The sequence below is a fragment of the Collinsella sp. AF25-2LB genome (genome assembly GCF_003458415.1).
Taxonomy (GTDB): Bacteria; Actinomycetota; Coriobacteriia; order Coriobacteriales; family Coriobacteriaceae; genus Collinsella.
The window spans coordinates 133,310-157,720 of record NZ_QRUF01000002.1 but is presented as its reverse complement, the minus strand read 5'-3'; the positions used below and the strand labels follow the sequence as shown (position 1 = coordinate 157,720).

Here is a 24,411-nt window from a genome sequence, read left to right as displayed (position 1 = left end):
ACCTCGGCGGTGCCGTCGAAGACGTAGTCGCTGGACACGTGGACGAGGGTGATCCCGTGATCAGAGCATGTGCGGGCGAGAAGGGCCGGGCCGGTCGCGTTGGCCTTCCAGGCGGTCACGCGGCCCTCGGGGGTCTCGGCTTTATCCACCGCGGTGTAGGCGCCGCAGTTGATCACGGTGCCGTAGAGCGACCAGTCGTATCTGGAGTAGGCGTCCGGGTCGGACATGTCGAAGGTGTCGATGTCGCAGAAGTCGAAGTCCTTGGCGACGCCGCGCTCCTCGGCGAGTCTGCGGACCGCATGGCCCAGCTGGCCGTTGCAGCCTGTGACGAGGGTGCGCTTCGGCGCCATCGGGACGACGTCCCTGAGGTACGGGTGGTTGAGGTCGGCCTCGGAGACGACGGCTTGGTCGAGCGGGATCGGCCACTCGATGGCGAGCCCGGGGTCGGCGAGGTTCACGAAGGTGTAGGTCCTCTTGAGCTCGAGGGACCAGTGGGCGTCCACCAGGTAGGTGTAGGCGGTGCCGTCCTCCAGGGCCTGGAAGGAGTTGCCCACGCCGCGCGGGACGTAGATGGCCCTGGACGGGTCGAGCGTGCAGGTGAACACCTTCCCGTAGGTCTCGCTGCCCTCGCGCAGGTCCACCCAGGCGCCGAAGACCGAGCCGCGGGCCACGGAGATGAACTTGTCCCAGGGCTCGGCGTGGATGCCGCGGGTGACGCCGCGGCTGTCGTTGTAGGAGACGTTGTTCTGGACGACGCGGAGGTCCGGGATGCCCAGGGCGGTCATCTTGGCGCGCTGCCAGTTCTCCTTGAACCAGCCGCGCGAGTCGCCGTGGACGGCGAGGTCGACGACCTTGAGGCCCCCGATGCCGGTCTCGGCGACGGAGAGGTCCTTCTCGAATGCGATGTCTGCCATAGATCTATCCCCTCCTACTGGCCCTGGGCCCTGTACCTGGCCTCGGTGGCCTCCTTGGCCGGGCGCCACCAGGCCTCGTTCTCCACGTACCAGTCGATCGTCTGCTTGAGCCCCTCGGCGAAGTCGGTGTGCGCCGGCCTCCAGCCGAGCTCGCGCTGGAGCTTGGTGCTGTCGATGGCGTAGCGGCGGTCGTGGCCGGGGCGGTCGGCGACCCAGTCGAAGTCCTCGGGGTCGCGGCCCATCGCCTCCAGGATCATGCGCAGGACCGTGATGTTGTTCTTCTCGCCGTCGGCGCCGATGAGGTAGGTCTCCCCCATGCGGCCCTTGGTGAGGATGTCCCACACGGCGCTGGAGTGGTCCTCGGTGTGGATCCAGTCGCGGACGTTCTCGCCGCGGCCGTAGAGCTTGGGGCGGACGCCGTCGATGATGTTCGTGATCTGCCTGGGGATGAACTTCTCCACGTGCTGGTAGGGGCCGTAGTTGTTGGAGCAGTTGGAGATCGTGGTGCGCAGGCCGTAGGTGCGGGTCCAGGCGCGGACCAGCATGTCGGAGCTGGCCTTGGTGCTCGAGTACGGCGAGGACGGCTTATACGGCGTCTCCTCGGTGAACTTGGCCGGGTCGTCGAGCGCCAGGTCGCCGTAGACCTCGTCGGTCGAGACGTGGTGGTAGCGGATTCCGTATTTGCGCACGGCCTCCAGCAGGCGGAAGGTGCCCTCCACGTTGGTGCGCAGGAACGGCTCGGGGTCGGCGATGGAGTTGTCGTTGTGGCTCTCGGCGGCGTAGTGCACGATGGCGTCGTGGCCCGGCACGATCCTATCGAGCAGCGCGGCGTCGCAGATGTCGCCCACGACGAGCTCCACGCGGTCCGAGGGCAGCCCGGCGATGTTCTCGGGGTTGCCGGCGTAGGTCAGCTTGTCCAGGACGGTGACGTGGACGCCCGGGTGGTTGTTCACGACGTAGTGCACGAAGTTGCTGCCGATGAAGCCGCAGCCTCCCGTGACGATGATGTTCCTGGGCTCGAAGAGCTCTTCAGTCATGTTTCTATCTCCCATTGGATCGGATTAATACTCGCGCGGGCTGTTGACGATCTCGCCGGCGGCGACCTTCTTCAGGTGCTGCCCGTAGACCGACTTGCCGTAGGCCTTGGCGGCCTCCTCGAGCTCGGCGGTGGTGATCCAGCCGTTCTCCCAGGCGATCTCCTCGGGTACCGAGACCGGCAGGTCCTGGGAGTGCTCCACGGCGCGGACGAACTCCGCCGCCTCGTGCAGGCTCTCCATGGTGCCGGTGTCCAGCCACGCGTATCCGCGGCCCAGCGTCACCACGGACAGCGTCCCCTCCTCCAGGTACATCTGGTTGAGCGTGGTGATCTCGAGCTCGCCGCGGGCCGAGGGCCTCACTTCGTGCGCCTTGGCTGCCACGTCGCCCGGGTAGAAGTACAGGCCGGTGACGGCGTAGGAGCTCTTGGGCTCGGCGGGCTTCTCCTCGATGGAGACGGCCCTGCCCTCCCCGTCGAACTCCACGACGCCGAAGCGCTCGGGGTCGTCCACGTGGTAGCCGAAGACCGTGGCGCGGCCCGACTCGGCGTTCTGGACGGCGCGCGTCAGGTGGCGGGACAGGCCGTTGCCGTAGAAGATGTTGTCGCCGAGCACCAGCGCGCACGGCTCGCCGGCGATGAAGTCCTCGCCGATGGTGAAGGCCTGCGCAAGGCCGTCCGGCGAGGGCTGCTCGGCGTAGGACAGGTTCACACCGTAGCGCGAGCCGTCCCCAAGCAGGCGCTCGAAGTTGGGTAGGTCGGTCGGCGTGGAGATGACCAGGATGTCCCGGATGCCCGCCAGCATGAGGGTGCTGAGCGGGTAGTAGATCATGGGCTTGTCGTAGACCGGAAGCAGCTGCTTGGAGGTCACGAGCGTGAGCGGGTACAGGCGGGTGCCGGACCCGCCGGCGAGGATGATGCCTTTCATGGTGCTATTGCCTTCCGAGGAAAAGGTCTTCATAGCTGTCGGTGATGGACTGCCAAGAATACCGGTCGCGAATAACGGAAGTCGAGGCCGCATCGAACTCCTCGATCGACTTCAAGTCCATCGCGTCAGCACGGTTGATAAGTTCAGCCAAGTCTCCGGACTTCTTGTCCCAATACAGGGCGGAATCTTCAGCGACTTCTCGGTTGAAACCCACGTCTAAAAGAAGATTCAGGCGGGTGGAAGCCAAGGCCTCCAGGAGGCTCGGGTTGGTGCCACCGACCTCATGGCCGTGGAAGTAGCCGTAAGCCTGCTCACGAATCTTCTTCAGGAGCTCCTGGTCGTAGACGGTCCCGACAAACTTGATGCGCGGGTCGGACTTGAAGTGCGTCTTCCGCTCGAGCTCTGCGAGGAAGGAGTCGTCCACTCCCGTCACGAGCGCAAAGTCGCGCTTGGATTCGGAAGCCATGAACTCCCGAATCATGGTCTCGTAGTTGTTCTCAGGCACGAAACGTCCCACAACCAGGTAGTAGCCGAAGGGCTCGAGGCCCTTCTCGGAGAGCCATCCCGTGAACTTAGGATCGTCGTCAACGAGCGCGGAGCGCTTGATGTCGGCCCCGTAGGCGATGAAGGTCGTCTCGGGATCCAGGTCGGCATACTCCCCTCGAATGTACTTCTCGATGTTCTTGGAGTCGCACACCATCAGGTCGGCGTGCTTGACCATCCCGCGCTCCGAGAGCTTCCAGTACTTGCGGACGGGTGCGCTCCACTTGGCGCGCTTCCACTCGTGGCCGTCGGGGTTCACGAGGACCTTGCCGCCAAGGGCGTGGATCCTGTTAACGTACCTGCCGAAGAACGGCCCGATGCGACAGGCCAGCACGTAGACGATGGGATGCTGGACTCGGTTCTCCTCGATGTAGGCGATGCACCACTTGAGGGCGTCGATGTCGTAGAAGATAGCCCTCGCGGCACCGACGGGCCTGCGCAGCACGTTGAAGCAGTGCGCCCCGTTGTGCTCGAACTCGCCGACTTGCTCGGCGGAGTCCACGGCGCATGCCACGTGGTACTTGATGTCGTGCGATACCTGATTCTCGGTCAGTTTTTCCACGAACGTCTCGTAGCCGCCGTAGTTTGCCGGAATCCCCTTGGATCCGATGATGAAAACATGCTGCATTAGTACGCATCGCTCCCGTTGAAGACCTCCAGAACCGTGAGGAGGACGATTTTGAGGTCCATGACGATTCCGCGTTTTGCTATGTACTCGAGGTCCCGGCGGACCATGCCGTCGAAACCGGTGGAGTTGCGCTCCGTAACCTGCCAGAGTCCGGTGATCCCAGGCTTCACTGCCAAACGTTGCAGGTCATATTCCGTATACTCCGCAACCTCATTCGGCAGCGGCGGCCTGGGGCCAACCACGGACATCTGACCCAGGAACACGTTCAGGAACTGCGGGAACTCGTCGATGGAATGTTTGCGGATGAACTTCCCGATCTTGGTGACGCGGGGGTCCTCCTTCATCTTGAACATGGCGCCGACGATCTCGTTCTGCTCCTTGAGCTCGGCTAGGCGTTCGTCGGCGTCCTTGTACATGGAACGGAACTTCCACATGCGGAACGTGGTCAGGCTTCCGTCGGGGCGGGTCTGTCCCACTCGGATCTGGCTGTAGAAGGGGTTGCCCTCGCTCTCTAGGCGGATGGCCGCGGCAAGCACAAGGCTGGGTACAGCGATGACGGCAAGCACGCAGCCACTGAACACGACGTCAAAGGCGCGCTTAACGGCGCGGTAGGCCAGGCGCGAGCGGTCCCAGTCCATGATGGATTGCATGGCCTTGTAGCGGCCAGCGCCTTCGCGCCGGTCCATGGCCTGAGCAATCAGTGCCGCCCCCACGGGCGCATCAGTTGTATATTGAGTTTTATCCGACACGTTCTCTTCCAACACTTCGTCCCCGGGTCGGGGATTCTCCCTGTTCTGTGTGGCGACCGCCAGCAGCTAGGCGATTGCCTTTTTGATGTTGCGCATGACGCGCTGCTCGTTTGAAAGCACCGCGAGGCCAACGCGGGTGGTTACGCGCCGGCCGCACAGGTTGAGCTCCAAATAAGCAGTGCTCTTGCGTCTGTTAATGGTTTTGATAAGGCCTTCGTGGCCCAGCAGCGGACCAGCCGTTACTACGACCTGGTCACCGTCTTTTAGGGCCTCGCTCATGGGCACTACGCGGTCTCCCCTATGCGTAAAGCCGCCAATAAGCTGGACCTCTTCTTTTGCCAGCGGCACAAACTGACCGTCCTGGGAAAGCACCCGGGCAAAGTCATCCATGCGCAGTAAATACTGTTGCACAGTGCGGGGGTCTGCCGTATCGCAGATGAGATAACCGGGGAACAACGGCTTGGTTGTGTTAACCCATTCGCCGTGTACCTTGATTTCGGTCTGATATTGGGGATAAAAGAGCTCCTGCATGGCGCCAGACGGCATCAAACGTTCGATGCGCTCGCGCATTACGTCTTCGCGACCGTTAATGACCTGGATTACATACCACACGAGCACCACCCCCTTGCTGTCTTACGTGTGGCTCACGGGGTTTGGGTATGGCTTCGCCAGGGCGCTTGTGCGCTAAGGCGCTCCATATTCAAACCCTGAGCCCAGTTAGACAAGCACGTGGCTCTGCCCCACCGTGAACGGTATGTACAAATGCAGTTGCTAGAGACGCGGACGTGTATCGCAAAATGACCGCGTCTCCAGCTGGCTGCGTGCGAACCAGTCAAGCGGGTACCAAAACTGGACCGCACGCAAACAGCTGAAAACTGCTGAGGTTTGCCATAGCAATTTGATGCATTACCAAATGCGAACTATTAAATGCCCGCAAAAGCAAGTGCAAAATCGCGCATGGCAATCGATATTGGAGCTCATGGTGTTTCTGGCACCGCCGTTACGGCCGGATGCTGATCGACCCTGCGTTTTGCGACTTGCTGGAGCCGTGAGCACAGTTGAACTCATGTAACGTTAAGTATCCTAGCACAAGCTGTTAGCGAAACTGATTTGGGCAGTACTGGACAACATTTCGTTCATTTAGCGTGTTCAAGGGGGCTGTTTTGCGATGTTGTTCACATTGATGCAGGTTATTAAGGTAGTGGCGGTGATTAGGGGCGTTCCTGAAGCCCAAATGGAACGGCGATCTACACTGATAATCGCGTTTGTGTAACAAACTATGTACAGACATGTGAAATAAATTGTGCAACTTTTTGTTGGCGTAGGTGGGGTTTGTGGCGCGTGGTTTTTTGGCATGAAAAAAGGCCTTCGAAATTCCGAAGGCCTTTGCATTCACGATGGTGGAGACGAGGGGAATCGAACCCCTGACCTCTTGACTGCCAGTCAAGCGCTCTCCCAGCTGAGCTACGCCCCCGTGACGAGGAGATACTATAGGGGAAGTTGGCGCGGCGTGCAAGGACTTTTTTGGGTCAGATTCTAAATGCCTATTGATATAGGTAAGCGATGGCGGTGCCGGTGTGAACTTGGATCTTGGCCGTTTTTCTGACGACATTAGAGATGCCGGTGTCGGCCAACAGGCCCAGGGAGCTGTGGTCTAGCTCCCATTCTAGGCCGTGTTCGCTTACCACGGTGTTGGGGGCAATGGCGATGATGGAGAACGTCTTGCCTTCGGCGCCTTCGATGGTCCACGATTCGCCTGCGCGAAGGATGCGGGCGACCGCCCTGTCCTCGGCAATCCAGACAGGGGCATCCTCGTAGCCCGCGAGCAGGCCCAGTACGGAAAGCGCCATATCAGGACGGCCGCCGGTGGCGCAGGTCGCAACTACTTCGGCACCCGGCCAGCGACGACGGACGGAATCGAGCGCCAGCGCCAGATCGGTATAGTCCTTATACGGGTCGTGGCGTTCTACTTCAAAGGCTTCGGCGGCATCGACCAACGCACGACCCGCGTCGCTCACCGTGTCGGCGTCCCCCACATACACATCGCAGCCCAGTCCCGCGCCCAGCAGCGCGTCGAGTCCGCGGTCCACGGCGACGACGTGGTCGCACTCCCCTGCTAGCCTACGTAACAGATCCGCGCTCGCCACCACGGGCGAGCCGCAGACCACTAATACCTTGCAAGCCACGGCCCTCGCCTATCCCTCAAACGAAAGCACGCGGGCCAGATCCAGCTCCTCGTAGCTGTCGATAAAGATATCGCAGTTGGCGCGTACATCGTCGCGCTTCATGCGGCCGTGCGGGTCATAAATACCCACACGCTTAAAGCCAGCGACCCCAGAGCTCTTAAGGCCAAAGACAGCGTCCTCAAACACCCAAGCGCGCGCAAACTTGTGCCCATGGCGCTCCTCCAGGCGGCGCAGCGCCAGCTCGTACACATCGGGGAACTGCTTGGAACGTCCCGCCTCACCCGTGGTGGTCACAAACTCCATGTACGCGTCGAGCCCGGCACCAGCGAGCGCGGACTGCACCAGTTCGGTCGGCGTGGACGTAGCAACGCACATGGCAACGCCGGCCGCCTTCGCCTGCTCCAAAAAAGCCAGGAGCCCCTCGCGCGGCGGCACCTTGGAGTACCCATCAATCAGAATATTGCTCAGCTCGCGATACAGCTCCTCGCCATTCGTACCAATGCCCCAGGTGTCGTGGTAGGCCTGGCACTCGTCCTCGAGCGACAAATGCTCAAACTGGGCAAAATCCTCGACCGTCACGTCAACTCCGTGGCGGTGCAATAACTCGGGCTGAGAATAAGCCCAAACGGGGGTGCTGTTAACCAGTGTGCCGTCGCAATCGAAAATAAAAGCGACACTTGAGGCGGCGATGTGGTCCATATACGAGCCTTTCGATGTCAAAGGGTAAACAACCTGCTAAAAACGTTTTACCAAACGTCAACCTAACAATCTAGAAACGCTAATTGATAAAACTGTCAAGAGTTTTACCACGTCAATTCTGCAAGTGGTATAAACATGGCGCTTACCGATTAAACGCCCCCGCAAACCCTCTTTCGTTCATAAAAGTAACGTACAGGTGTTATCGTAGTTTCTGCCGAAAGTTCCACCGAGCACGCGAGGTGGAACGAATCATAGAACTATCGCCGTCCCTTCGATTCGTGCAGCCTTGGACCTTTCGCATCTAGTCACCAAGGCAACACGCTGCCGCGTCATGATGGGATCAAACGTGAGCGATACAAAGCTAAAGCCAGCAACCAAAAAGCCTGCTACCCGTAAAGCCGCCCCGCACGCACCGGAGCTCTCCAAGGACGATGTCTACCTGTTTGGCATTGGCATGTGGGAGCGCAGCTGGGAAAAGATGGGCGCGCATCCCGACACGCAGCAGCGCACACGCGGCTGGCGCTTTTGCGTTTGGGCGCCCGACGTAAAGAGTGTCCATGTCATTGGCGAATTTAACGACTGGGATGAGGAAGCCAACCCGCTGGTGCCCGTGCATACGAGCGCTATTTGGGAAGGCTTTATTCCTGGTGCCGAGCAGGGCCAACTCTATAAATATCTCATCGAGACCAACGAGGGCGAGAAGCTTTACAAGGCCGATCCTTATGCCTTTAAGGCCGAGTGCCCTCCGGGTACCGCGAGCGTGCTGTGGACCCTCGATGGCTACAAGTGGAATGACGCCGCTTGGCTCAAGCGCCGCGCCAGCCATAACCACATGTCGCAGCCGCTCAACATCTACGAGGTGCATATTGGCTCGTGGAAGCGCCACGGCGACGCGCCGCAGGGCGAGCCCGACGAGTACGGCAATTACCCCGGACCCATGGACCCCTTCCCCGCGCAGCGCGGCGAGTTCTACACCTACGACGACCTGTCGGTGGAGCTCGTGGACTACGTGCACGACATGGGCTACACGCATATCGAGGTCATGCCGCTTATGGAGCATCCCTTCGATGGCTCCTGGGGCTATCAGACGACCGGCTACTACGCCGCCACGTCGCGCTACGGCAACCCCCAGCAGCTCATGCACTTTATCGATGCGTGCCACGAGGCGGGCATCGGCGTGATCATGGACTGGGTTCCCGGCGGTTTTTGCGCCGACTCCCACGGCCTTGCCACCTTTAACGGCCACATGCTGTTTGAGCACGAGATTCACCCCAACTGGGGCACGCACAAGTTTGACTTCGCCCGCGGCGAGGTCCGCTCCTTCCTGGTCTCCAACGTGCTGTACTGGCTCGAGAACTTCCACGTGGACGGCATTCGCATGGACGGCGTGTCCAGTATGCTGTACCTCAACTTTGGCATTGACGATCCCAGCCAAAAGAAGTTCAACAAGTACGGTACCGAGGAGGACCTGGACGCCAGCGCGTTTATCCGTCAGGTCAACTGCGCTGTAGAGGCGCACTACCCCGACGTGATGATGATGGCCGAGGAGTCCACCGCGTGGCCGCTTGTGACCTATCCGCCGCAGGACGGCGGCCTGGGCTTCCACTACAAGTGGGACATGGGCTGGATGAACGACACCCTGCACTACATGCAGACCGATTTTCCGTGGCGCCCCGGCAACCACGGCCTGCTCACGTTCTCCATCATGTACGCCTTTACCGAGAACTTCATCTGCCCGCTGAGCCACGACGAAGTCGTGCACGGCAAGTGCTCGCTCATCGGCCGCATGCCGGGCGACTGGTGGCGCCAGTTTGCCGGACTGCGCACGCTGGCCTTCTACCAGATGACGCATCCCGGTGCCAAGCTCAACTTTATGGGCAACGAGATCGGCCAGTTTATTGAGTGGCGCTACTACGAGTCCATCCAGTGGTTCCTGACCGAGGAGTACGAGACCCACCGTCATCATCAGGCGTTCATCAAGGCGCTCAACCACCTGTACACCGCCGAGCCCGCTCTGTACGAGCGCGGCTACACCGACGACGGCTTTACCTGGATCGACGCGGACAACTCCAAACAGTCCATCGTGAGCTTTGTGCGTCAGGGCGAGGACGTCGATGACGACTTGGTGATCCTGATCAACTTTGATCCGGCGAGCTACGAGAGCTTCCGCGTGGGAGTGCCGCGCGAGGGCGACTGGGAGGTCATCTTTGACTCCGACCGTCCCGAGTTTGGCGGCAGCGGCTATGCCGGTGAGGAACCCTACACCTGCTCGAGCGAGCCCTATCCCTGGAACGGGCAGATGGACTCCATTGAGATTAAGGTGCCCGGCCTGGCAGGCGTGGTGCTTAAGCGCCGCGGGCCCAGCAGCTATAAGCCGCCCGTGGTCGAGAAGCCCAAGAAGGCGACGCGCAAGCGTGCGTCCTCGGTAAAGCCCAAGCCTGCGGCTGTTAAGAAGGCTCCGGCAAAGGCGAAGGCTGCCAAGCCCGCTGCCAGGGCTTCGGCCAAGACCACCACGGCCAAGAAGGCGGTCACCAAAAAGACTGCTTCCAAGGCCAAGGCAGCCGCTGTTAAGGCTCCTGCCAAGAAAGCGTAACAAAAGCGTTACGGGTGCAATTACCCGTCCCGTGGGGGCGTAGGATACAAGTCATAACCGTTCCGGGAGAAACATCCCCGGGGGAAAGGAACGTATGAATAAGATCTTCGACAACAAGCAGGAGTTTACCGAGCTCTATCGCGATGCCGTCATGAGCATCAGCGGCAAGAGCGTCGAGGCCGCCAGCGATCTGGACCGCTTTAACGCCCTGGCCAAGCTCGTGGCCGAGAAGGCCCGCACCGTTGCCACCAAGAGCGACGCCCGTGCCACCGCCGAGGGCAAGAAGCGCGTGTACTACTTCTCGATCGAGTTTTTGATCGGTCGCCTGCTCGATAACTACCTGCTCAACTTTGGCGTGCGCGACATGGTCGCCGAGGCGCTCGACGACATGGGCTTCGACCTTTCCGTCATCGAGAACCAGGAACCCGATCCGGCGCTGGGCAACGGTGGCCTGGGCCGTCTGGCCGCATGCTTCCTGGATTCCATGGCAGCCGAGGGCATCGCCGGCTACGGCAACGGCATGCGCTACCGCTACGGCCTGTTTAAGCAGGAGATCGTCAACGGCAGCCAGGTCGAGGCCACGGACGAGTGGCTCACCCACGGCTATCCCTGGGAGGTCCGACGTCAGGACAAGGCCGTGACCATTAAGTTTGGCGGCCACGTCGAGGGCTTTGAGGAGAACGGCCGCACGTTCTACCGCACGGTGGACACGCAGGACATTCTGGCCGTCCCTTATGACATCCCCGTGGTGGGCTATGCCGGTGAGACCGTCAACAAGCTGCGCGTCTGGGCCGCCGAGCCGGTCGAGGAGCACTTTGACCTTGAGGCCTTCAACCGCGGCGACTATGCCCTGGCCGATGCCGAGCGCGCCGAGGCCGAGGCCATCAGCGCCATCCTCTACCCCAACGACGCCGGCGAGCACGGCCGTCTGCTGCGTCTGAAGCAGGAGTACCTGTTTGTCTCGGCCGGCATCTACAGCCTGCTCGACACCTTTGAGAAGGAGCACGGCGAGAACTGGGAGCTGCTGCCGCAGTTTGTGGCCATCCACACCAACGACACGCATCCCGCCATGTGCGGTCCCGAGCTCATGCGTATCCTCATCGACGAGAAAAAGCTCGAGTGGGATGACGCTTGGAGCATCGTGACGCAGGTCGTGAGCTACACCAACCACACCATCCTGCCCGAGGCCCTGGAGAAGTGGCCCATCGGCATGTTCTCCAAGCTCCTCCCCCGTGTGTACCAGATCATCGACGAGATCAGCCGTCGTTGGCACGAGTCGTTCGACACCACGCAGGAGGGCTGGCAGGAGCGTCTGCGCCAGACCGCCATCCTGTGGGACGGCGAGATTCGCATGGCCAACCTGTCCGTGATCTGCAGCCACAGCGTCAACGGCGTGGCCAAGATCCACTCCGACATCATCAAGAACATCGTGCTCAAGGACTTCTACGCCCTGACGCCCGAGAAGTTCAACAACAAGACCAACGGCATCTCGCACCGTCGCTTCTTTGCCGAGGCCAACCCCACCTATGCCAAGCTCGTAACCGAGGCCATTGGCGACGGCTGGCTGAAGGACGCCTTTGAGCTGGAGAAGCTCAAGGAGTTCCAGAACGACTCCGAGTTCCTGAAGGCCGTGGGTGCCTCCAAGCGCGCCAACAAGGAGCGCCTGGCCGCCTATGTCAAGTCCGAAACCGGTCTGGTCATTGACCCCAACACCGTCTTCGATGTTCAGGTAAAGCGTTTCCACGCCTACAAGCGCCAGCTCATGAACATCATGAAGGTGATGGACATCTACAACCGTCGCATCGCCGATCCCAATTTCCACGTGACGCCGACGACCTTTATCTTTAGCGGCAAGGCCGCCTCGAGCTACACCTTCGCCAAGGAGACCATCCGCCTCATTAACTCCGTGGCCGACGTCATCAACAACGATGCCCGCGTCAACGAGGTCATGAAGGTCTGCTTTATCCCCAATTTCCGTGTGAGCAACGCCCAGCTCATCTACCCTGCCGCCGAAATCTCGGAGCAGATCTCCACGGCCGGCAAGGAGGCCTCGGGCACGTCCAACATGAAGCTCATGATGAACGGTGCCATTACGCTGGGCACCCTCGACGGCGCCAACATCGAGATCGCCGACCTGGCCGGACGCGAGAACGAGGCTATCTTTGGCCTGACCGCTCCCGAGGTCGAGCAGCTCTGGGCATCCAATAGCTACTTTGCGTGGGATACCCTCAACGGCGACCGTGAGCGCCTGGGCCGCGTGATGGACGAGCTCAAGGACAACACCTTTGCGGGTCTTTCGGGCAACTTCGAGAGCATCTACAACGAGCTCATGAACAACAACGACCCCGACCTGGTCATGGCAGACTTCCGCAGCTACGTGGATGCGTGGGAGAAGCTCACGGGCAGCTACGGCGACCAGGAGACCTGGAACCGCAAGGCCCTGCTCAACACCGCCTCGAGCGGCTGGTTCTCGAGCGACCGCACCATTCGCGAGTACCGCGACGAGATCTGGCACGCGTAAAGGCGCACGAGCTCCCCTATGCCAGCACGGCATTACTCGACGGGCGTGACGTTGCGCCGCGCCCGTCGCTAATGGGTTTAGGAACATCGATGACAGAAGGAGAAATCGATGAGTAAGAAAGAATGCATCGCGATGCTCCTCGCAGGAGGACAGGGCAGCCGATTGGGGGCACTCACCCAAAAGATCGCTAAGCCGGCGGTTAGTTTTGGTGGCAAGTTCCGCATTATCGACTTTTCGCTGTCCAACTGCTCCAACTCGGGCATCGACACGGTGGGCGTTCTGACGCAGTACCGTCCCTACCTGCTGCATGCCTACGTGAGCTCTGGCGAGGCTTGGGATCTGGACAGCCGCGACGGCGGCGTGTCGATTCTGCCGCCGTATGAGACGCAGACCGGCGGCGCCTGGTATGCGGGCACGGCCGACGCCATTACGCAGAACCTCGACTACATCAAGGCCAACGACCCCAAGTACGTCCTGATTCTTTCGGGCGATCACCTGTATCGCATGGACTACCGCAAGATGCTCAAGACGCACATTGAGAACAACGCCGACCTCACGGTGAGCGTTATGCCCGTGCCTTGGGAGGAGGCCAGCCGCTTTGGCATCCTGACCACCGACCCCGAGGACGGCCGCATCACCAAGTTCACCGAGAAGCCCGATAAGCCCGATTCGAATCTCGCGTCCATGGGCATCTACATCTTCTCGGCCGACGTGCTGATCGAGGCGCTCGAGGAGGACGCTCTAGACCAGCGCTCGAGCCACGACTTTGGCAAGGACATCATCCCCAAGCTGCTCGGCGAGGGCAAGCGCCTGTACAGCTACGAGTTCCACGGCTTTTGGAAGGACGTTGGCACCATCGCCAGCTTCCACGAGACCTCGATGGACCTGCTGGGCAACAACCCCGAGTTCGATTTGTTCGACAAGCACTTCCCCATCATGTCCAACATCACCACGCGTCCGCCGCACTACATTGGCCCGGACGGCCGCCTGGACGACTGCCTGGTCTCCAACGGCTGCAAGATCTACGGCACCGCTCGCCACTCGATCCTTTCGACCGATGTCATCATCGAGGAGCGCGCCGTGGTCGAGGACTCCGTGCTGCTGCCGGGTGCGCACGTTAAGAGCGGCGCGCACATCTGCCGCGCTATTTTGGGCGAGAACTCCACGGTCGAAGAGGGCGTGAAGCTCGGCTCTGTCGATACCACCAAGGATACGGCCGTCGTTGGAAATGACGTCGTTATCGGGAAGGGGGAATGATCCGATGATCAATCGCAAGGCCATCGGTTATATCACCGCTAACTACTCTTCGACCTACGGCAGCGTGCTGCTCAAGGACCGCCCCATCGCGTCCGTTCCGTTTTTGGGCCGCTACCGCCTGATCGACTTCCCGCTGTCCAACATGATGAATGCCGGCATTAAGACCGTCGGCGTCGTCATGCCGGGCAATTACCGCTCGCTGATCGACCACGTGGGTTCGGGCAAGGACTGGGGCCTGGACCGCAAGAAGGGCGGCCTGTTCATGGTGCCCGGCAACGCGTATGGCACCACCAAGGGCGGCATGCGCTTCCTGCTGCGTGACATCATCTCCAACAAGACGCTGTTCCAGCGCTCGGACAAGCCCTATGTTGTGATGATGGGCACCAACATCATCTTTAACATGGACCTCAACACCATCATCGACGCGCACGAGAACTCCGGTGCCCAGATGACCGTGGTGTACTGCAAGGCCACGCGCAACGTCGATGACGAGACCAAGCTCGAGATTAACGAGAACGGTCGCCTGACGGGCGTGAGCGCTGGCGTCGTGTACGGCGACAACGCCTCTATGGACTGCTGCATCGTCAACCGCGATACGCTGCTCGAGATCATCGACCACTACCAGGCCGCCGACTATCTGGACCTGCTCGAGGCACTCCAGGGCGACTTTGGCAACATCGACGTGTGCAGCTACGAGTACAAGGGCGAGGTCGTGGGCGTGTTTAGCGAGAAGTCACTGTATCGCCGCAGCATGGACCTGCTCGACCAGACCGTGGCCGACCAGCTCTTCGATCCCGAGCGCCCGATCCTGACCAAGGCTCACGACGTGCCGCCTTCGCGCTATGCGACCGGCAGCCACGCGTGCAACTCGATCATCTCGGCCGGTTGCATCATCAAGGGCACCGTGCGCAACTCGATCCTGTCGCGCGGCGTCGTGGTCGAGGAAGGCGCTTCGGTGACTAACTCGATCATCAACCAGAGCTGCATCATCAAGAGCGGCGCACGCGTCGAGAACGCCATTCTGGACAAGAACAACGTGGTTCCCACCAACACCGAGCTTCGCGGCACGCCCGAGAACATCCTGGTGCTGGGCAAGGCTCCGTTAACTTCCGACACCACCATCGTATGTTAACGTTGGCACCGCAACATCGCTCGTAACAGGTAGAATAGCCGCCCGGTTAGCGCCAGGCGGCTATTCTCGAATTGCAACATGGGAGACAATATGGCAGATTCCAGCAAAAAGATGCAGATCGTGTTTGCCTCGGCCGAGTGCGCACCGTTTGTTAAGACCGGTGGCCTGGGCGACGTGGCGGGCTCGCTGCCTGCGGCGCTTGTGCGCGCCGGCGCCGAGGTCATCGTGATGGTGCCCAAGTACGCCACCATCAAGGACGAGTACAAGGCGCAGATGGAGCACTTTGCCGACTTTTACGTGAGCCTGGGCTGGCGCAATGAGTACTGCGGGCTCGAGAAGCTTGAGCACGACGGCGTCACCTATATGTTCGTTGACAACGAGCGCTACTTTGCGCGCGACTATCCGTACGGCTTCTTTGACGACGGCGAGCGCTTCGCGTTTTTCTCCAAGGCTATCACCGAGAGCCTGCAGCACCTGCCCGAGGGCTTTGAGTGCGACATCCTGCACTGCAACGACTGGCAGACGGCACTAGCGCCCGTGTTCTTGCGCGAGTTCTACCAGGGACTGCCGCTGTACGACCGCGTCAAGACCGTGTTCTCGATCCACAACGTGGCGTTCCAGGGCCAGTTTAGCGACACCGTGATGGAGGACATCCTGGGTGTGGCGCATATTCCCGCGGCCGCCACGCAGTTGCGTTGCGACGCCTGCAGCATCAACTACATGCTGGGCGCGCTGCACTATGCCGATGCCATCACCACGGTGAGCCCCACCTACGCGGGCGAGATCCAGACGCCCGAGTTTGGCGAGGGCCTGGACGGCGTACTGCGCGAGCGCTCCTACGCACTGCAGGGCATCCTCAACGGCATTGACGTGGCGGCCTTTGACCCGGCAACCGACAAGCGCATTGCCGCCAACTACACGGTTGACGACCGTTCCGGCAAGGCCGTGTGCAAGGCCAAGCTGCAGGAGGAACTGGGGCTCGAGGTGCGCGACGACCGCCCGCTTATGGTGATGGTCACGCGTCTGACGCGCCAGAAGGGCATGGACCTGGTCATGTACGCGCTCGACCGCATCCTGTCCGGCGGCGTTCAGGTGGCCGTGCTGGGCACCGGCGACCGCGACTACGAGGACGGTCTGCGCTACTTCCAGGACAAGTACCCCGGCACCATGGCCGCGCGCATCGAGTTTGACCCGGCGCTGTCGCAGCGCATGTACGCTGCCGCCGACATGTTCCTGATGCCTTCGAAGTTTGAGCCCTGCGGCCTGTCGCAGATCATCGCCATGCGCTACGGCACCCTGCCCATCGTGCGCGAGACCGGTGGCCTGAAGGACACCGTGCAGCCGTACAACGAGTTTACCGGCGAGGGCACGGGCTTCTCGTTTACCAACTTTAACGGCGACGAGATGGGCGACGCGGTGTTCCGCGCGGCACGCCTGTTCTGGGACAACCGCGATGCCTGGAACCAGCTGGTCACGCAGGCCATGAGCCAGGACTTTAGCTGGACGCGCTCGGCCGACAAGTATCTGGACCTGTACTTCTTTATGCACCCGGAGATTGAGCGCCCGGCGGCTGTGGAGGCTGCGGCCGAGGAGCCCAAGGCTGAGGAGAAGCCGGTTACTGCCGAGGCCGAGCCTGCGGCGACCGTTAAGGAGCCCGCTGCCGCTGAGGAGCCCAAGGCCGAGGAGAAGCCGGTTGAAGCTAAGCCCGTTAAGGCCGATCCTGAGGTGAAGGTCGAGGCTGCTCCCGAGCCCGAGCCTGAGGTGAAGCCCGCTGCGAAGCCTGCCACCAAAAAGACGACGACCCGCAAGGCAACGGCTAAGAAGGCTACGACCACGAAGGCCGCTGCGAGCAAGACCACCGCTGCCAAGGCAACTACTGCCAAGGCATCGACCACGCGCAAGCGCACGACCGCCGCTGCCAAGAAGGCCAACGAGGTCGAGGCTGCTCCCGAGGTAAAGGCCGCCGCCGAGGCTAAGCCTGCGGCAAAGGCTCCGGCCAAGACCGCTGCCAAGAAGACGGCTGCAACCACCAAGAAGGCAACGGCAGCCAAGAAGACCACGGCTACGAAGTCGACGACGGCCAAGGCCGCTACGACGAAGGCCGCCGCGAAGACGGCCCCGAAGGCTACTGCAAAGCCCGCCGTCAAGGTCGAGGAGGCGCCCTCCGAGCCCGAGGCCAAGGCAGCTGTCGAGGCAAAGCCGGCCGCCAAGACCACCACGCGCAAACGCGCCGCGACGACGGCCAAGAAGACCACGACCAAGGCTGCAGCTCCCAAGGCAGAGGGTAAGGCCGAGGACAAGCCCGCAGTAAAGGCCGAGCCGACTCCGAAGGCTGCCGAGGTTAAGGCCGCTCCCAAGACTAAGGCAAAGACCGAGCCCGCCAAGGAGACCCCGGTCTCCCCCGCCGTTTCGGCCGAGGAAAAGGCTCCGACCAAGAAGACCTCCGTCCGCAAGGCAACGGCCGCCCGCAAGCGCCGCTAATCCGGACGATTAAAACTAAATCCTCAACGCAAAAGAGGGCGCCCCAACCAGGCGCCCTCTTTTGCGTTGAACTTCGCATTAAAAAGAGGGCCGGTTTACTACGACAAAATGGCTCCGGCCGACCACGGCGAGTAATCTTCGAAATTAAGAACGCTTCTAGCTGCGGTTTTAATATCACCAAAATGACTGTTGTTGAGATCATTCAATTCGTCGTAGTAAACCGAAGTACTTTTGTTTGGATACAAATAGTATCGGTATAGACGTTTTTAAATATCGCGATAATTTGGGTGGTAAAACGATTTTCTAGGACAACCGTTCGCCGATGGTAAACGGATGTTGTTTATACAGCCTGTGTGCAACATATATACTTATATCCTGTGCGTAAAGCCCATGGCCCGCAGGCCGTGATTCTATTGAACTGGACCGAATTATGAGATTGATTCACAACAGCCGTCTGCCGCAGTTTCGCACTCCGTTTGGCGCTGTGACCACTGGAACTTCCGTTTCGCTCTCGGTGATTTTGGAGGATGCCGACCCCAACCAGGCAACGCTTACGCTGCGCACCTGGGTCGATGAGATCGGTGAGTCTCTGTATCCCATGACGCACGAGGGCGACGGCATATTTACCGTAGAGCTTGAGTGCGCCGAGCCCTGTCTTATCTGGTACAGCTTTATCTGCAACATCGAGGGCCAGCCCGAGGTCCGTCTGGGCGCACCGCAGGGTCGCACCGGTGGCGAGGGCGTAACTTACAACTACGCCGAGGTCCCGTCCTTCCAGATCACCGTCTACAAGCACCGCGAAGTTCGTCCCGAGTGGTACGAGCGTGGCATGGTCTACCAGATTTTCCCCGACCGCTATGCCCGCGATGAAAACTGGCGCGAGCGCACGCTTGCCGAAGTTGAAAAACCGCGCAACGGAATCCAGCGCCGCATGGTCGAAGACTGGAACGAACCGCCCGAGTACGAGCGTGCCGAAGACGGCTCCATCAAGACCTGGGATTTTTACGGCGGCTCGCTCAAGGGTATCCAAAATGACCTGCCCCGCATTGCCGAGCTGGGCTTTACGGCCATCTACCTCAACCCGATCTTTGAGGCCGCGAGCAACCACCGCTACGATACGGCCGACTACACCAAGATTGACCCGATTCTGGGCACCGAGCAGGACTTTACCGAGCTGTGCGAGGCGGCCGAGAAGCTCGGCATTTCCATCATCCTGGACGGCGTCTTCAACCATACGGGCGACGACTCGATCTACTTTAACCGCTACGGCAACTATCCCGGCGTCGGTGCATGGCAGAGCGAGGACTCGCCGTGGCGCGATGCATTTTACTTCCATGAGGACGGTTCGTATGACTGCTGGTGGGGCGTGGGCAACATGCCCGCCATCAACGAGAATTCCGAACTGGTGCGCGAGCGGCTCCTGGGCAAGGACGGCGTGATCCGTAAATGGCTGCGCGCCGGTGCCCACGGCTGGCGACTCGATGTGGCAGATGAACTTTCCGACGACTTCCTGGCCGAGATCAAAAAGGCCGTGCTCGCCGAGAAGCCCGATGCGCTGCTGCTCGGCGAAGTCTGGGAAGACGCCTCCAACAAGATCAGCTATGGCCACCTGCGTCGCTATCTGCAGGGCTCGGAGCTCGACTCCGCCATGGACTACCCCTTCCGCGACATGGTTATCGGCTTTTTGATGGGCTACAAGAACGCCTACCAGGCAGCCGAGGATATCGAAACCCTGCGCGAGAACTACCCGCGCGAGGCACTGGCCTGCGCACTCAATCTGCTTTCGAGCCACGACCGTCCGCGTATCATCTCGGTGCTCGGCGGTGGCCCCGACGAGTCGCAGCTGCCCGAGAGCGAGCGCAGCAAATGGCGCCTGGACGAGAACTCCATGGGCCTGGCCAAGAGCCGCTTTTGGTTGGCGACGCTCATGCAGATGACCTTCCCGGGTGTACCCTCAATCTATTACGGTGACGAGTACGGCTTGGAGGGCCTTACCGACCCGGGCAACCGCCGCACCCTGCCGACCAAAGACCAACTCCATGACTTCGACACACTGGCCATCGTTAAGAACGCGTCTGCCGTGCGCCGTGCGCTGCCCTCTATGGTCGATGGCGAGATCAAGGCCTTTGCGCTCAACGACGAAGTCTTGGCTTACACCCGCACGGGCAAAGACGGCGAGGCCGCGACGGTTATCATCAACCGCAGCCTGCGCAATTCGCACCGCGTGACGATTCCGGCGCTCGGCGAATGCGCGAGCGACGTGATCAGCGGTCACGAGTGCGAGATCCACAACGGTACCGTCACGCTCGACCTGTACCCGCTGGGCTCTTCGATCATCTATCACCATGCCGAGAAGCGTCTGCAGGAGCCGCTCGATCATGGCGCGGGCGTTGTGTGCCACATCACCTCGGTGCCGACCGATGACGGCAAGCCCGGCACAATCGGTGCGCCCACGCGTCGCTTTATCGACCATCTGGCCGCTATGGGCATGCGCTACTGGCAAGTCCTGCCCGTCAACCCGACGGACTTCTTCCGCTCCCCTTACGCTGGGCCTTCGGCCTTTGCGGGCAATATTGACCTGCTGCCCGAGAGTCACGAGGAGCTGGCCGCCGACTTTGCTGCATGGAAGGCTCACGGCGGCGAGGATGCCGACCCGCTGTACACGGCGTTTAAACATCGCAACGCTGATTGGCTCGAGAAGTACTGCGTCTACATGGCCGTTAAGAAGTACTTTGAGGGCGAGTCGCGCCACGATTGGCCGGCAGATGTCGCGCGCTACAACGAGTATCTGATCAATGACAAGCGCTTCCACGACGAGGCCGAGCTGCAGGCGTACATGCAGTATCGCTTTGACCTTGCCTGGTGCGAGCTCATGAACTATGCGCACAAGAAGGGCATCGAGGTCATCGGCGATATCCCGATGTACGTTTCGGACGATTCGGCCGACGCGTGGAGCGAGCCCGAGAACTTCTGGCTGTCCGATACCGGCAAAGCGATTGAGATTTCGGGCGCGCCGCCCGACAACTTTGCGCCCGAGGGCCAGGTGTGGGGCAACCCCACCTTCCGATGGGATCGCATGAAGGAGAACGGCTATCGTTGGTGGCTCGACCGCCTGCGCCGTGCGTTTTCGCTCTACGACCGCGTGCGCCTGGACCACTTCCTGGGCTTCCACAGCTACTTTAGCATTCCCGCCGGTAAGGCCTGCGCCGATGGTCGCTGGCTGGCAGGTCCGGGCAAGGACCTGTTCCAGACCGCCTATGACGAGCTGGGTCCGCTCAACTTTATTGCCGAGGATCTGGGCTATCTGACGCCTGGCGTTCGCGCCATGGCATCGACCTGCGGCTTCCCCGGCATGGACGTGCTGGAGTTTAGCGACTACGACGTTCGTTGCGGAATTCACCCCACACCGGGAAAGATCCTGTACACCTCGACGCACGACACCTCGACACTTGCCGGCTGGTGCACGCGCTCCTTTGCAGGCGGCGATGAGCCGAGCGGCATTACATTGGCAAGCGAGCTCATGGGCGATGCCCTCGCAAGCGATGCACCGCTCGTGATGATGCCGCTGCAGGACGTGCTGGGACTGGGCGACGATGCACGTATGAACGTGCCGGGCGTGGCCACGGGCAACTGGACATGGCAGGCACGGGAGGCCGACGTTGCGGCAGCCGAGGAGAAAACTGCGAAGCTCCTGCGCAACACCCATAGATTCTGGGGCGAAGCGTGATAAAGCCCCCGATATAGGGTACAGTTACAGCTGCTTGAATTTTTGCGGGCAGAGCGATCTGCCCGCTTTGTGCTGAAAAGGAAGTATTATGGCGCGCTACGATTACAAGTGCACGAGCTGCGGCAACGTGTTTGAGGTTGAGCACCCCATGTCCGAGACGCCCGAGGTCGTATGCCCTAGCTGCGGTGCCCCGGCATCCAAGACGTTCTCGGCCAGCGGCATTAAGTTCGAAGGCAGCGGTTTCTACAACACCGACCAGCGAAGCGGTGGTTCCAGCACCAACGCCACCAGCGGCTGCTGCGCCAACTGCCCGCATAGCCACTAGGAACCAAACAGCCCCGCGACCGACATCGATCGCGGGGCTGTTTCTTTGCGCTATAGGTGGCTCTATGAGTTGCGGTGAAATAAGGACTTTTTGGCGGGTAGATGCCGCTATTCAATCCCTATTTCAACGCAACTTAGTAGTTACTTGCGAATCAGGCGGGCGCAGAAGTGGCCGTCGTAGGAGTCGGCGTTTACCGGCACGCTTTGGAAGAGGCCTTGATCGTTCTGGCGTACGGATACGAGTTTCTTGGCCTGATCGAACTCAGGGAGTTGCAGAATCTGCGCCTCGGAGAGCGGTGCGACGCTAAAGTCGGCGCCCTCGGAAGAGGCCAGGAAGGCATCCACGACCTGCGTGTTCTCTTCATCAAAAACCGAGCAGGTGGCATAGATGAGCTCTCCGCCGGCGGCCACGCGCGCAGAAGCCTCCTTAAGCATCGTCAGCTGAAGCTTGGGTAACTCGGTCGTCACATCATTCTCGGTTAGGCGCCACGGGATCTCAGGATGACGGCGCATGGTGCCGGTGCCCGAGCACGGCGCATCGATAAAGACCGTGTCGAACTTAACCGGCTCTCCAAGCATGGCATCAAACGATGTGAGCACCTCATCAAGCTCACAGGCATCACCCGAAACCGTACGAACGCCCTGAATACCGGCCTTATGCAGGCGAGCGAGATTCAGATCGCACTTGCGGTCATGAAGATCAAGTGCCGTATGCTGACGCTCATAGCCGGCGCGCTTAGCCTGGCACATCATCACATAGGTCTTGGTACCGCGACCGGCACCAATCTCAAGGCAGCATCCAGGGCGCGTGGCAGCCGTGGCGATAAGCTGCGCGTTGAGATCAGACGCCACCGCGGCAGCACGCTCAAACACACCCGAAGCAACGGTAACCTGGGCATCAACCGGGGCATGGCAGCCCGGGAAGACAGGCGCGACGAGCTGCGAGATATACGGATCGGGCTTGTTCGCAAAGGCGTTCTCATGCAGGGCCAGAGGCGCGGGGGCCAGATTGCCAGCAAAGTTGAGCGCACCCTCTGGGGTATCGAACGAGGCCATAATACGAGCGCAAAGCCAACGCGGCAGACCCATCAGGCGCGACAGACGAACCAAGCGTCGCTCAGACTCATCTACATCGGACGCAGTGGCAAAGTTCTCAACGTTGTCCGCGACCTTATGGAGCACGGCATTGGCCAAACCAGCGGCAGACTTAGCTCCGCTGCGCACCAGCTCAACGCCCTGACTCACCGCAACGCGGCCAGGCGTATGCAGATAGAGCATCTCGAAGGCCGAGATGCGAAGCGCCATGCGAACACGCGGCGCGACCTTTTTGGGCTTATCGAGAAACTGATCGAGCAGTTCATCCAAAATACCCTGTGTGGCGGCAACACCGAGCGCCAAGCGAGCGGCAAACGCGGAATCGCGTTGATCAATGGCCTTGGCAGAAGCACGGGAAGACAACACGTCGCGTGCATACATACCGCGGCGATCGGCCTCCATCAATACATCGAGCGCAAGCTTGCGCGCGGGTGACAGCTTGCTCATGACAAAACACCCCACGAAAGATCGGCGCCCTGCAGGCCAGCAGCCCAGGCAGAAGCAGACATAGCACGCTTGCCATCGGGCTTAACCTCGAGCAATTCAACCGAGCCATCGGAAAGACCAAGGTAAACACGCTTGTTCTTAACGTCAACGGCGCCCTCGTCAAGCGAGACATCGGCCGGTGCAGCATCGAGCACGCGCACGGTCTTGCCGGCAATCACGCATCGGGCAGGCGCGGTATCGGACGAGGCCAGCACATGACGCACGCAATTGAGCGCCCCCATCTGCGGATCAAGACGCATCTCCTGCTTAGAAATCTTGGCGGCATGGGTAACAAGCGACTCATCCTGCTCAGTCCACACGGCGGTGCCATCGGAAAGCGAAGGAAGCGTATCGGCAAGCAATTTACCGCCAAGCTCAGCAAGCTCCATGGTCAGCGCCTCAGCATGCTTACCGGCAACCGACGTGGAAGCCTGAGCACAATAAGCGCCAGTATCCACGCCATGCCCGATGCGCATGATAGAAACGCCAGCAACCTCGTCACCAGCGAGAATCGCACGCTGAATAGGAGCAGCCCCACGCCAACGAGGCAGCAAGGACGCATGAACATTCACAATGCCGAGCGGCGCCATATGCAGCACCTCATCGGGCAAAATGCACCCATAAGCAGCCACGCAGAAAATGTCAGCCTGGACAGCCTGAAGCGCCTCAACAACCTCAGGCGTCATACGATTGGCCTCAACAACCGGCAACCCCAACTCAAGCGCCTTAGCCTTAACAGGAGACGGCTCCAACTTTTTACCACGCCCACGAACAGCATCAGGACGAGTAACAACAAGCGCAATCTCATTCCCAGCCTCAACAAGCGAAACCAGCGAAGGCTCAGCAAAATCAGGCGTACCCATAAACACAATACGCATAAAGGACGTCTCCCCTCAACCAAAGCCGAGACGGCTACAAAGAACAGCGGAAAGCCAAGTACCCGGCCCATCCGCAAGAACAATTCAACAAAAACAAATATACCCAAAACCAAAGAAAGAGCCGCAATAAAAGCAGCTCTTCCAACAAAGCAATTATCAGCGAAGACGCCCTTCCCTGGCCCGACGGCACCCGGGCGAGTCAAGCAGCGTCAACGTAGTCCCCGGGGCGCCCGCCTA

General features: G+C 60.6%; 17 protein-coding genes and 1 tRNA gene. 7 read left to right on the top strand and 11 right to left on the bottom strand.

The features are described 5' to 3' along the window. From DWY51_RS01850 to DWY51_RS01810, 9 genes are all read right to left on the bottom strand, one after another. Positions 1–914, bottom strand: a 914-nt coding sequence (locus DWY51_RS01850; protein WP_117769703.1) for a dTDP-4-dehydrorhamnose 3,5-epimerase family protein, incomplete at its 3' end; no start/stop codon positions are given. Positions 915–928: 14 nt separating this feature from the next. Continuing rightward, positions 929–1,951 (bottom strand): dTDP-glucose 4,6-dehydratase, encoded by a 1,023-nt coding sequence (gene rfbB / locus DWY51_RS01845; RefSeq protein WP_117769661.1) that lies wholly within the window; start codon positions 1,949–1,951, stop codon positions 929–931. Between the two features lie 24 nt (positions 1,952–1,975). Further along, the gene (rfbA, locus tag DWY51_RS01840) at positions 1,976–2,875 is read right to left on the bottom strand and encodes a glucose-1-phosphate thymidylyltransferase RfbA (protein ID WP_117769660.1); all 900 of its coding nucleotides are present in this window, start codon (positions 2,873–2,875) and stop codon (positions 1,976–1,978) included. A gap of 4 nt (positions 2,876–2,879) precedes the next feature. Then, positions 2,880–4,046: a beta 1-4 rhamnosyltransferase Cps2T gene (gene cps2T / locus DWY51_RS01835; RefSeq protein ID WP_117769659.1), complete on the bottom strand. Its 1,167-nt coding sequence runs from the start codon at positions 4,044–4,046 to the stop codon at positions 2,880–2,882. Further along, positions 4,046–4,795, bottom strand: a complete 750-nt coding sequence (locus DWY51_RS01830; RefSeq protein WP_233504591.1) for a sugar transferase — start codon at positions 4,793–4,795, stop codon at positions 4,046–4,048. The genes cps2T and DWY51_RS01830 overlap by 1 nt, the downstream gene beginning before the upstream one ends. 66 nt (positions 4,796–4,861) lie before the next feature. Beyond that, complete coding sequence (gene loaP / locus DWY51_RS01825) at positions 4,862–5,407, bottom strand: antiterminator LoaP (protein ID WP_233504590.1); 546 nt, start codon at positions 5,405–5,407, stop codon at positions 4,862–4,864. Between the two features lie 786 nt (positions 5,408–6,193). Continuing rightward, a tRNA-Ala gene (locus DWY51_RS01820) sits at positions 6,194–6,269 on the bottom strand. A 70-nt stretch (positions 6,270–6,339) separates the two neighbouring features. Next, entirely contained in the window at positions 6,340–6,981 is a 642-nt protein-coding gene (locus tag DWY51_RS01815; RefSeq protein ID WP_117769657.1) for a thiamine diphosphokinase, read from the bottom strand. A gap of 9 nt (positions 6,982–6,990) precedes the next feature. Then, a complete protein-coding gene (locus DWY51_RS01810; RefSeq protein WP_117769656.1) occupies positions 6,991–7,680 on the bottom strand; it encodes an HAD family phosphatase in 690 nt (229 codons plus the stop codon). A gap of 331 nt (positions 7,681–8,011) precedes the next feature. Between DWY51_RS01810 and glgB the strand changes: the two genes are divergently transcribed. The 7 genes from glgB to DWY51_RS01775 all read left to right on the top strand — a co-directional run bounded on the left by glgB (position 8,012) and on the right by DWY51_RS01775 (position 21,716). After that, positions 8,012–10,273: a 1,4-alpha-glucan branching protein GlgB gene (gene glgB / locus DWY51_RS01805; RefSeq protein ID WP_117769655.1), complete on the top strand. Its 2,262-nt coding sequence runs from the start codon at positions 8,012–8,014 to the stop codon at positions 10,271–10,273. Positions 10,274–10,367: 94 nt separating this feature from the next. Continuing rightward, positions 10,368–12,794, top strand: a complete 2,427-nt coding sequence (locus DWY51_RS01800) for a glycogen/starch/alpha-glucan phosphorylase (RefSeq protein WP_117769654.1) — start codon at positions 10,368–10,370, stop codon at positions 12,792–12,794. 108 nt (positions 12,795–12,902) lie between these two features. Further along, positions 12,903–14,051, top strand: coding sequence for a glucose-1-phosphate adenylyltransferase (locus DWY51_RS01795; RefSeq protein WP_117769653.1), 1,149 nt, complete (start codon positions 12,903–12,905; stop codon positions 14,049–14,051). Between the two features lie 4 nt (positions 14,052–14,055). Further along, positions 14,056–15,183 (top strand): glucose-1-phosphate adenylyltransferase subunit GlgD, encoded by a 1,128-nt coding sequence (gene glgD, locus DWY51_RS01790; RefSeq protein WP_117769652.1) that lies wholly within the window; start codon positions 14,056–14,058, stop codon positions 15,181–15,183. A 90-nt stretch (positions 15,184–15,273) separates the two neighbouring features. Then, positions 15,274–17,664, top strand: a complete 2,391-nt coding sequence (gene glgA, locus DWY51_RS01785; protein WP_233504589.1) for a glycogen synthase GlgA — start codon at positions 15,274–15,276, stop codon at positions 17,662–17,664. A gap of 430 nt (positions 17,665–18,094) precedes the next feature. Continuing rightward, the gene (locus tag DWY51_RS01780; RefSeq protein WP_117769651.1) at positions 18,095–21,391 is read left to right on the top strand and encodes a 4-alpha-glucanotransferase; all 3,297 of its coding nucleotides are present in this window, start codon (positions 18,095–18,097) and stop codon (positions 21,389–21,391) included. 88 nt (positions 21,392–21,479) lie between these two features. Then, the gene (locus DWY51_RS01775) at positions 21,480–21,716 is read left to right on the top strand and encodes an FmdB family zinc ribbon protein (RefSeq protein ID WP_055287350.1); all 237 of its coding nucleotides are present in this window, start codon (positions 21,480–21,482) and stop codon (positions 21,714–21,716) included. 140 nt (positions 21,717–21,856) lie between these two features. On the opposite strand, the gene DWY51_RS01770 is transcribed toward DWY51_RS01775, so the two are convergent. Continuing rightward, positions 21,857–23,257: an RsmB/NOP family class I SAM-dependent RNA methyltransferase gene (locus DWY51_RS01770; protein WP_117769650.1), complete on the bottom strand. Its 1,401-nt coding sequence runs from the start codon at positions 23,255–23,257 to the stop codon at positions 21,857–21,859. After that, positions 23,254–24,174, bottom strand: coding sequence for a methionyl-tRNA formyltransferase (gene fmt, locus DWY51_RS01765; RefSeq protein ID WP_117769649.1), 921 nt, complete (start codon positions 24,172–24,174; stop codon positions 23,254–23,256). The genes DWY51_RS01770 and fmt overlap by 4 nt, the downstream gene beginning before the upstream one ends. Positions 24,175–24,411: the final 237 nt, after the last annotated feature.

Coding starts and splice junctions, on each gene's coding strand:
- DWY51_RS01780 (WP_117769651.1), top strand. CDS start 18,095: ATGAGATTGATTCACAACAGCCGTCTGCCGCAGTTTCGCACTCCGTTT.
- rfbA (WP_117769660.1), bottom strand. CDS start 2,875: ATGAAAGGCATCATCCTCGCCGGCGGGTCCGGCACCCGCCTGTACCCG.
- DWY51_RS01770 (WP_117769650.1), bottom strand. CDS start 23,257: ATGAGCAAGCTGTCACCCGCGCGCAAGCTTGCGCTCGATGTATTGATG.
- DWY51_RS01810 (WP_117769656.1), bottom strand. CDS start 7,680: ATGGACCACATCGCCGCCTCAAGTGTCGCTTTTATTTTCGATTGCGAC.
- fmt (WP_117769649.1), bottom strand. CDS start 24,174: ATGCGTATTGTGTTTATGGGTACGCCTGATTTTGCTGAGCCTTCGCTG.
- rfbB (WP_117769661.1), bottom strand. CDS start 1,951: ATGACTGAAGAGCTCTTCGAGCCCAGGAACATCATCGTCACGGGAGGC.
- DWY51_RS01800 (WP_117769654.1), top strand. CDS start 10,368: ATGAATAAGATCTTCGACAACAAGCAGGAGTTTACCGAGCTCTATCGC.
- DWY51_RS01775 (WP_055287350.1), top strand. CDS start 21,480: ATGGCGCGCTACGATTACAAGTGCACGAGCTGCGGCAACGTGTTTGAG.
- cps2T (WP_117769659.1), bottom strand. CDS start 4,046: ATGCAGCATGTTTTCATCATCGGATCCAAGGGGATTCCGGCAAACTAC.
- glgA (WP_233504589.1), top strand. CDS start 15,274: ATGGCAGATTCCAGCAAAAAGATGCAGATCGTGTTTGCCTCGGCCGAG.
- glgD (WP_117769652.1), top strand. CDS start 14,056: ATGATCAATCGCAAGGCCATCGGTTATATCACCGCTAACTACTCTTCG.
- DWY51_RS01795 (WP_117769653.1), top strand. CDS start 12,903: ATGAGTAAGAAAGAATGCATCGCGATGCTCCTCGCAGGAGGACAGGGC.
- glgB (WP_117769655.1), top strand. CDS start 8,012: ATGATGGGATCAAACGTGAGCGATACAAAGCTAAAGCCAGCAACCAAA.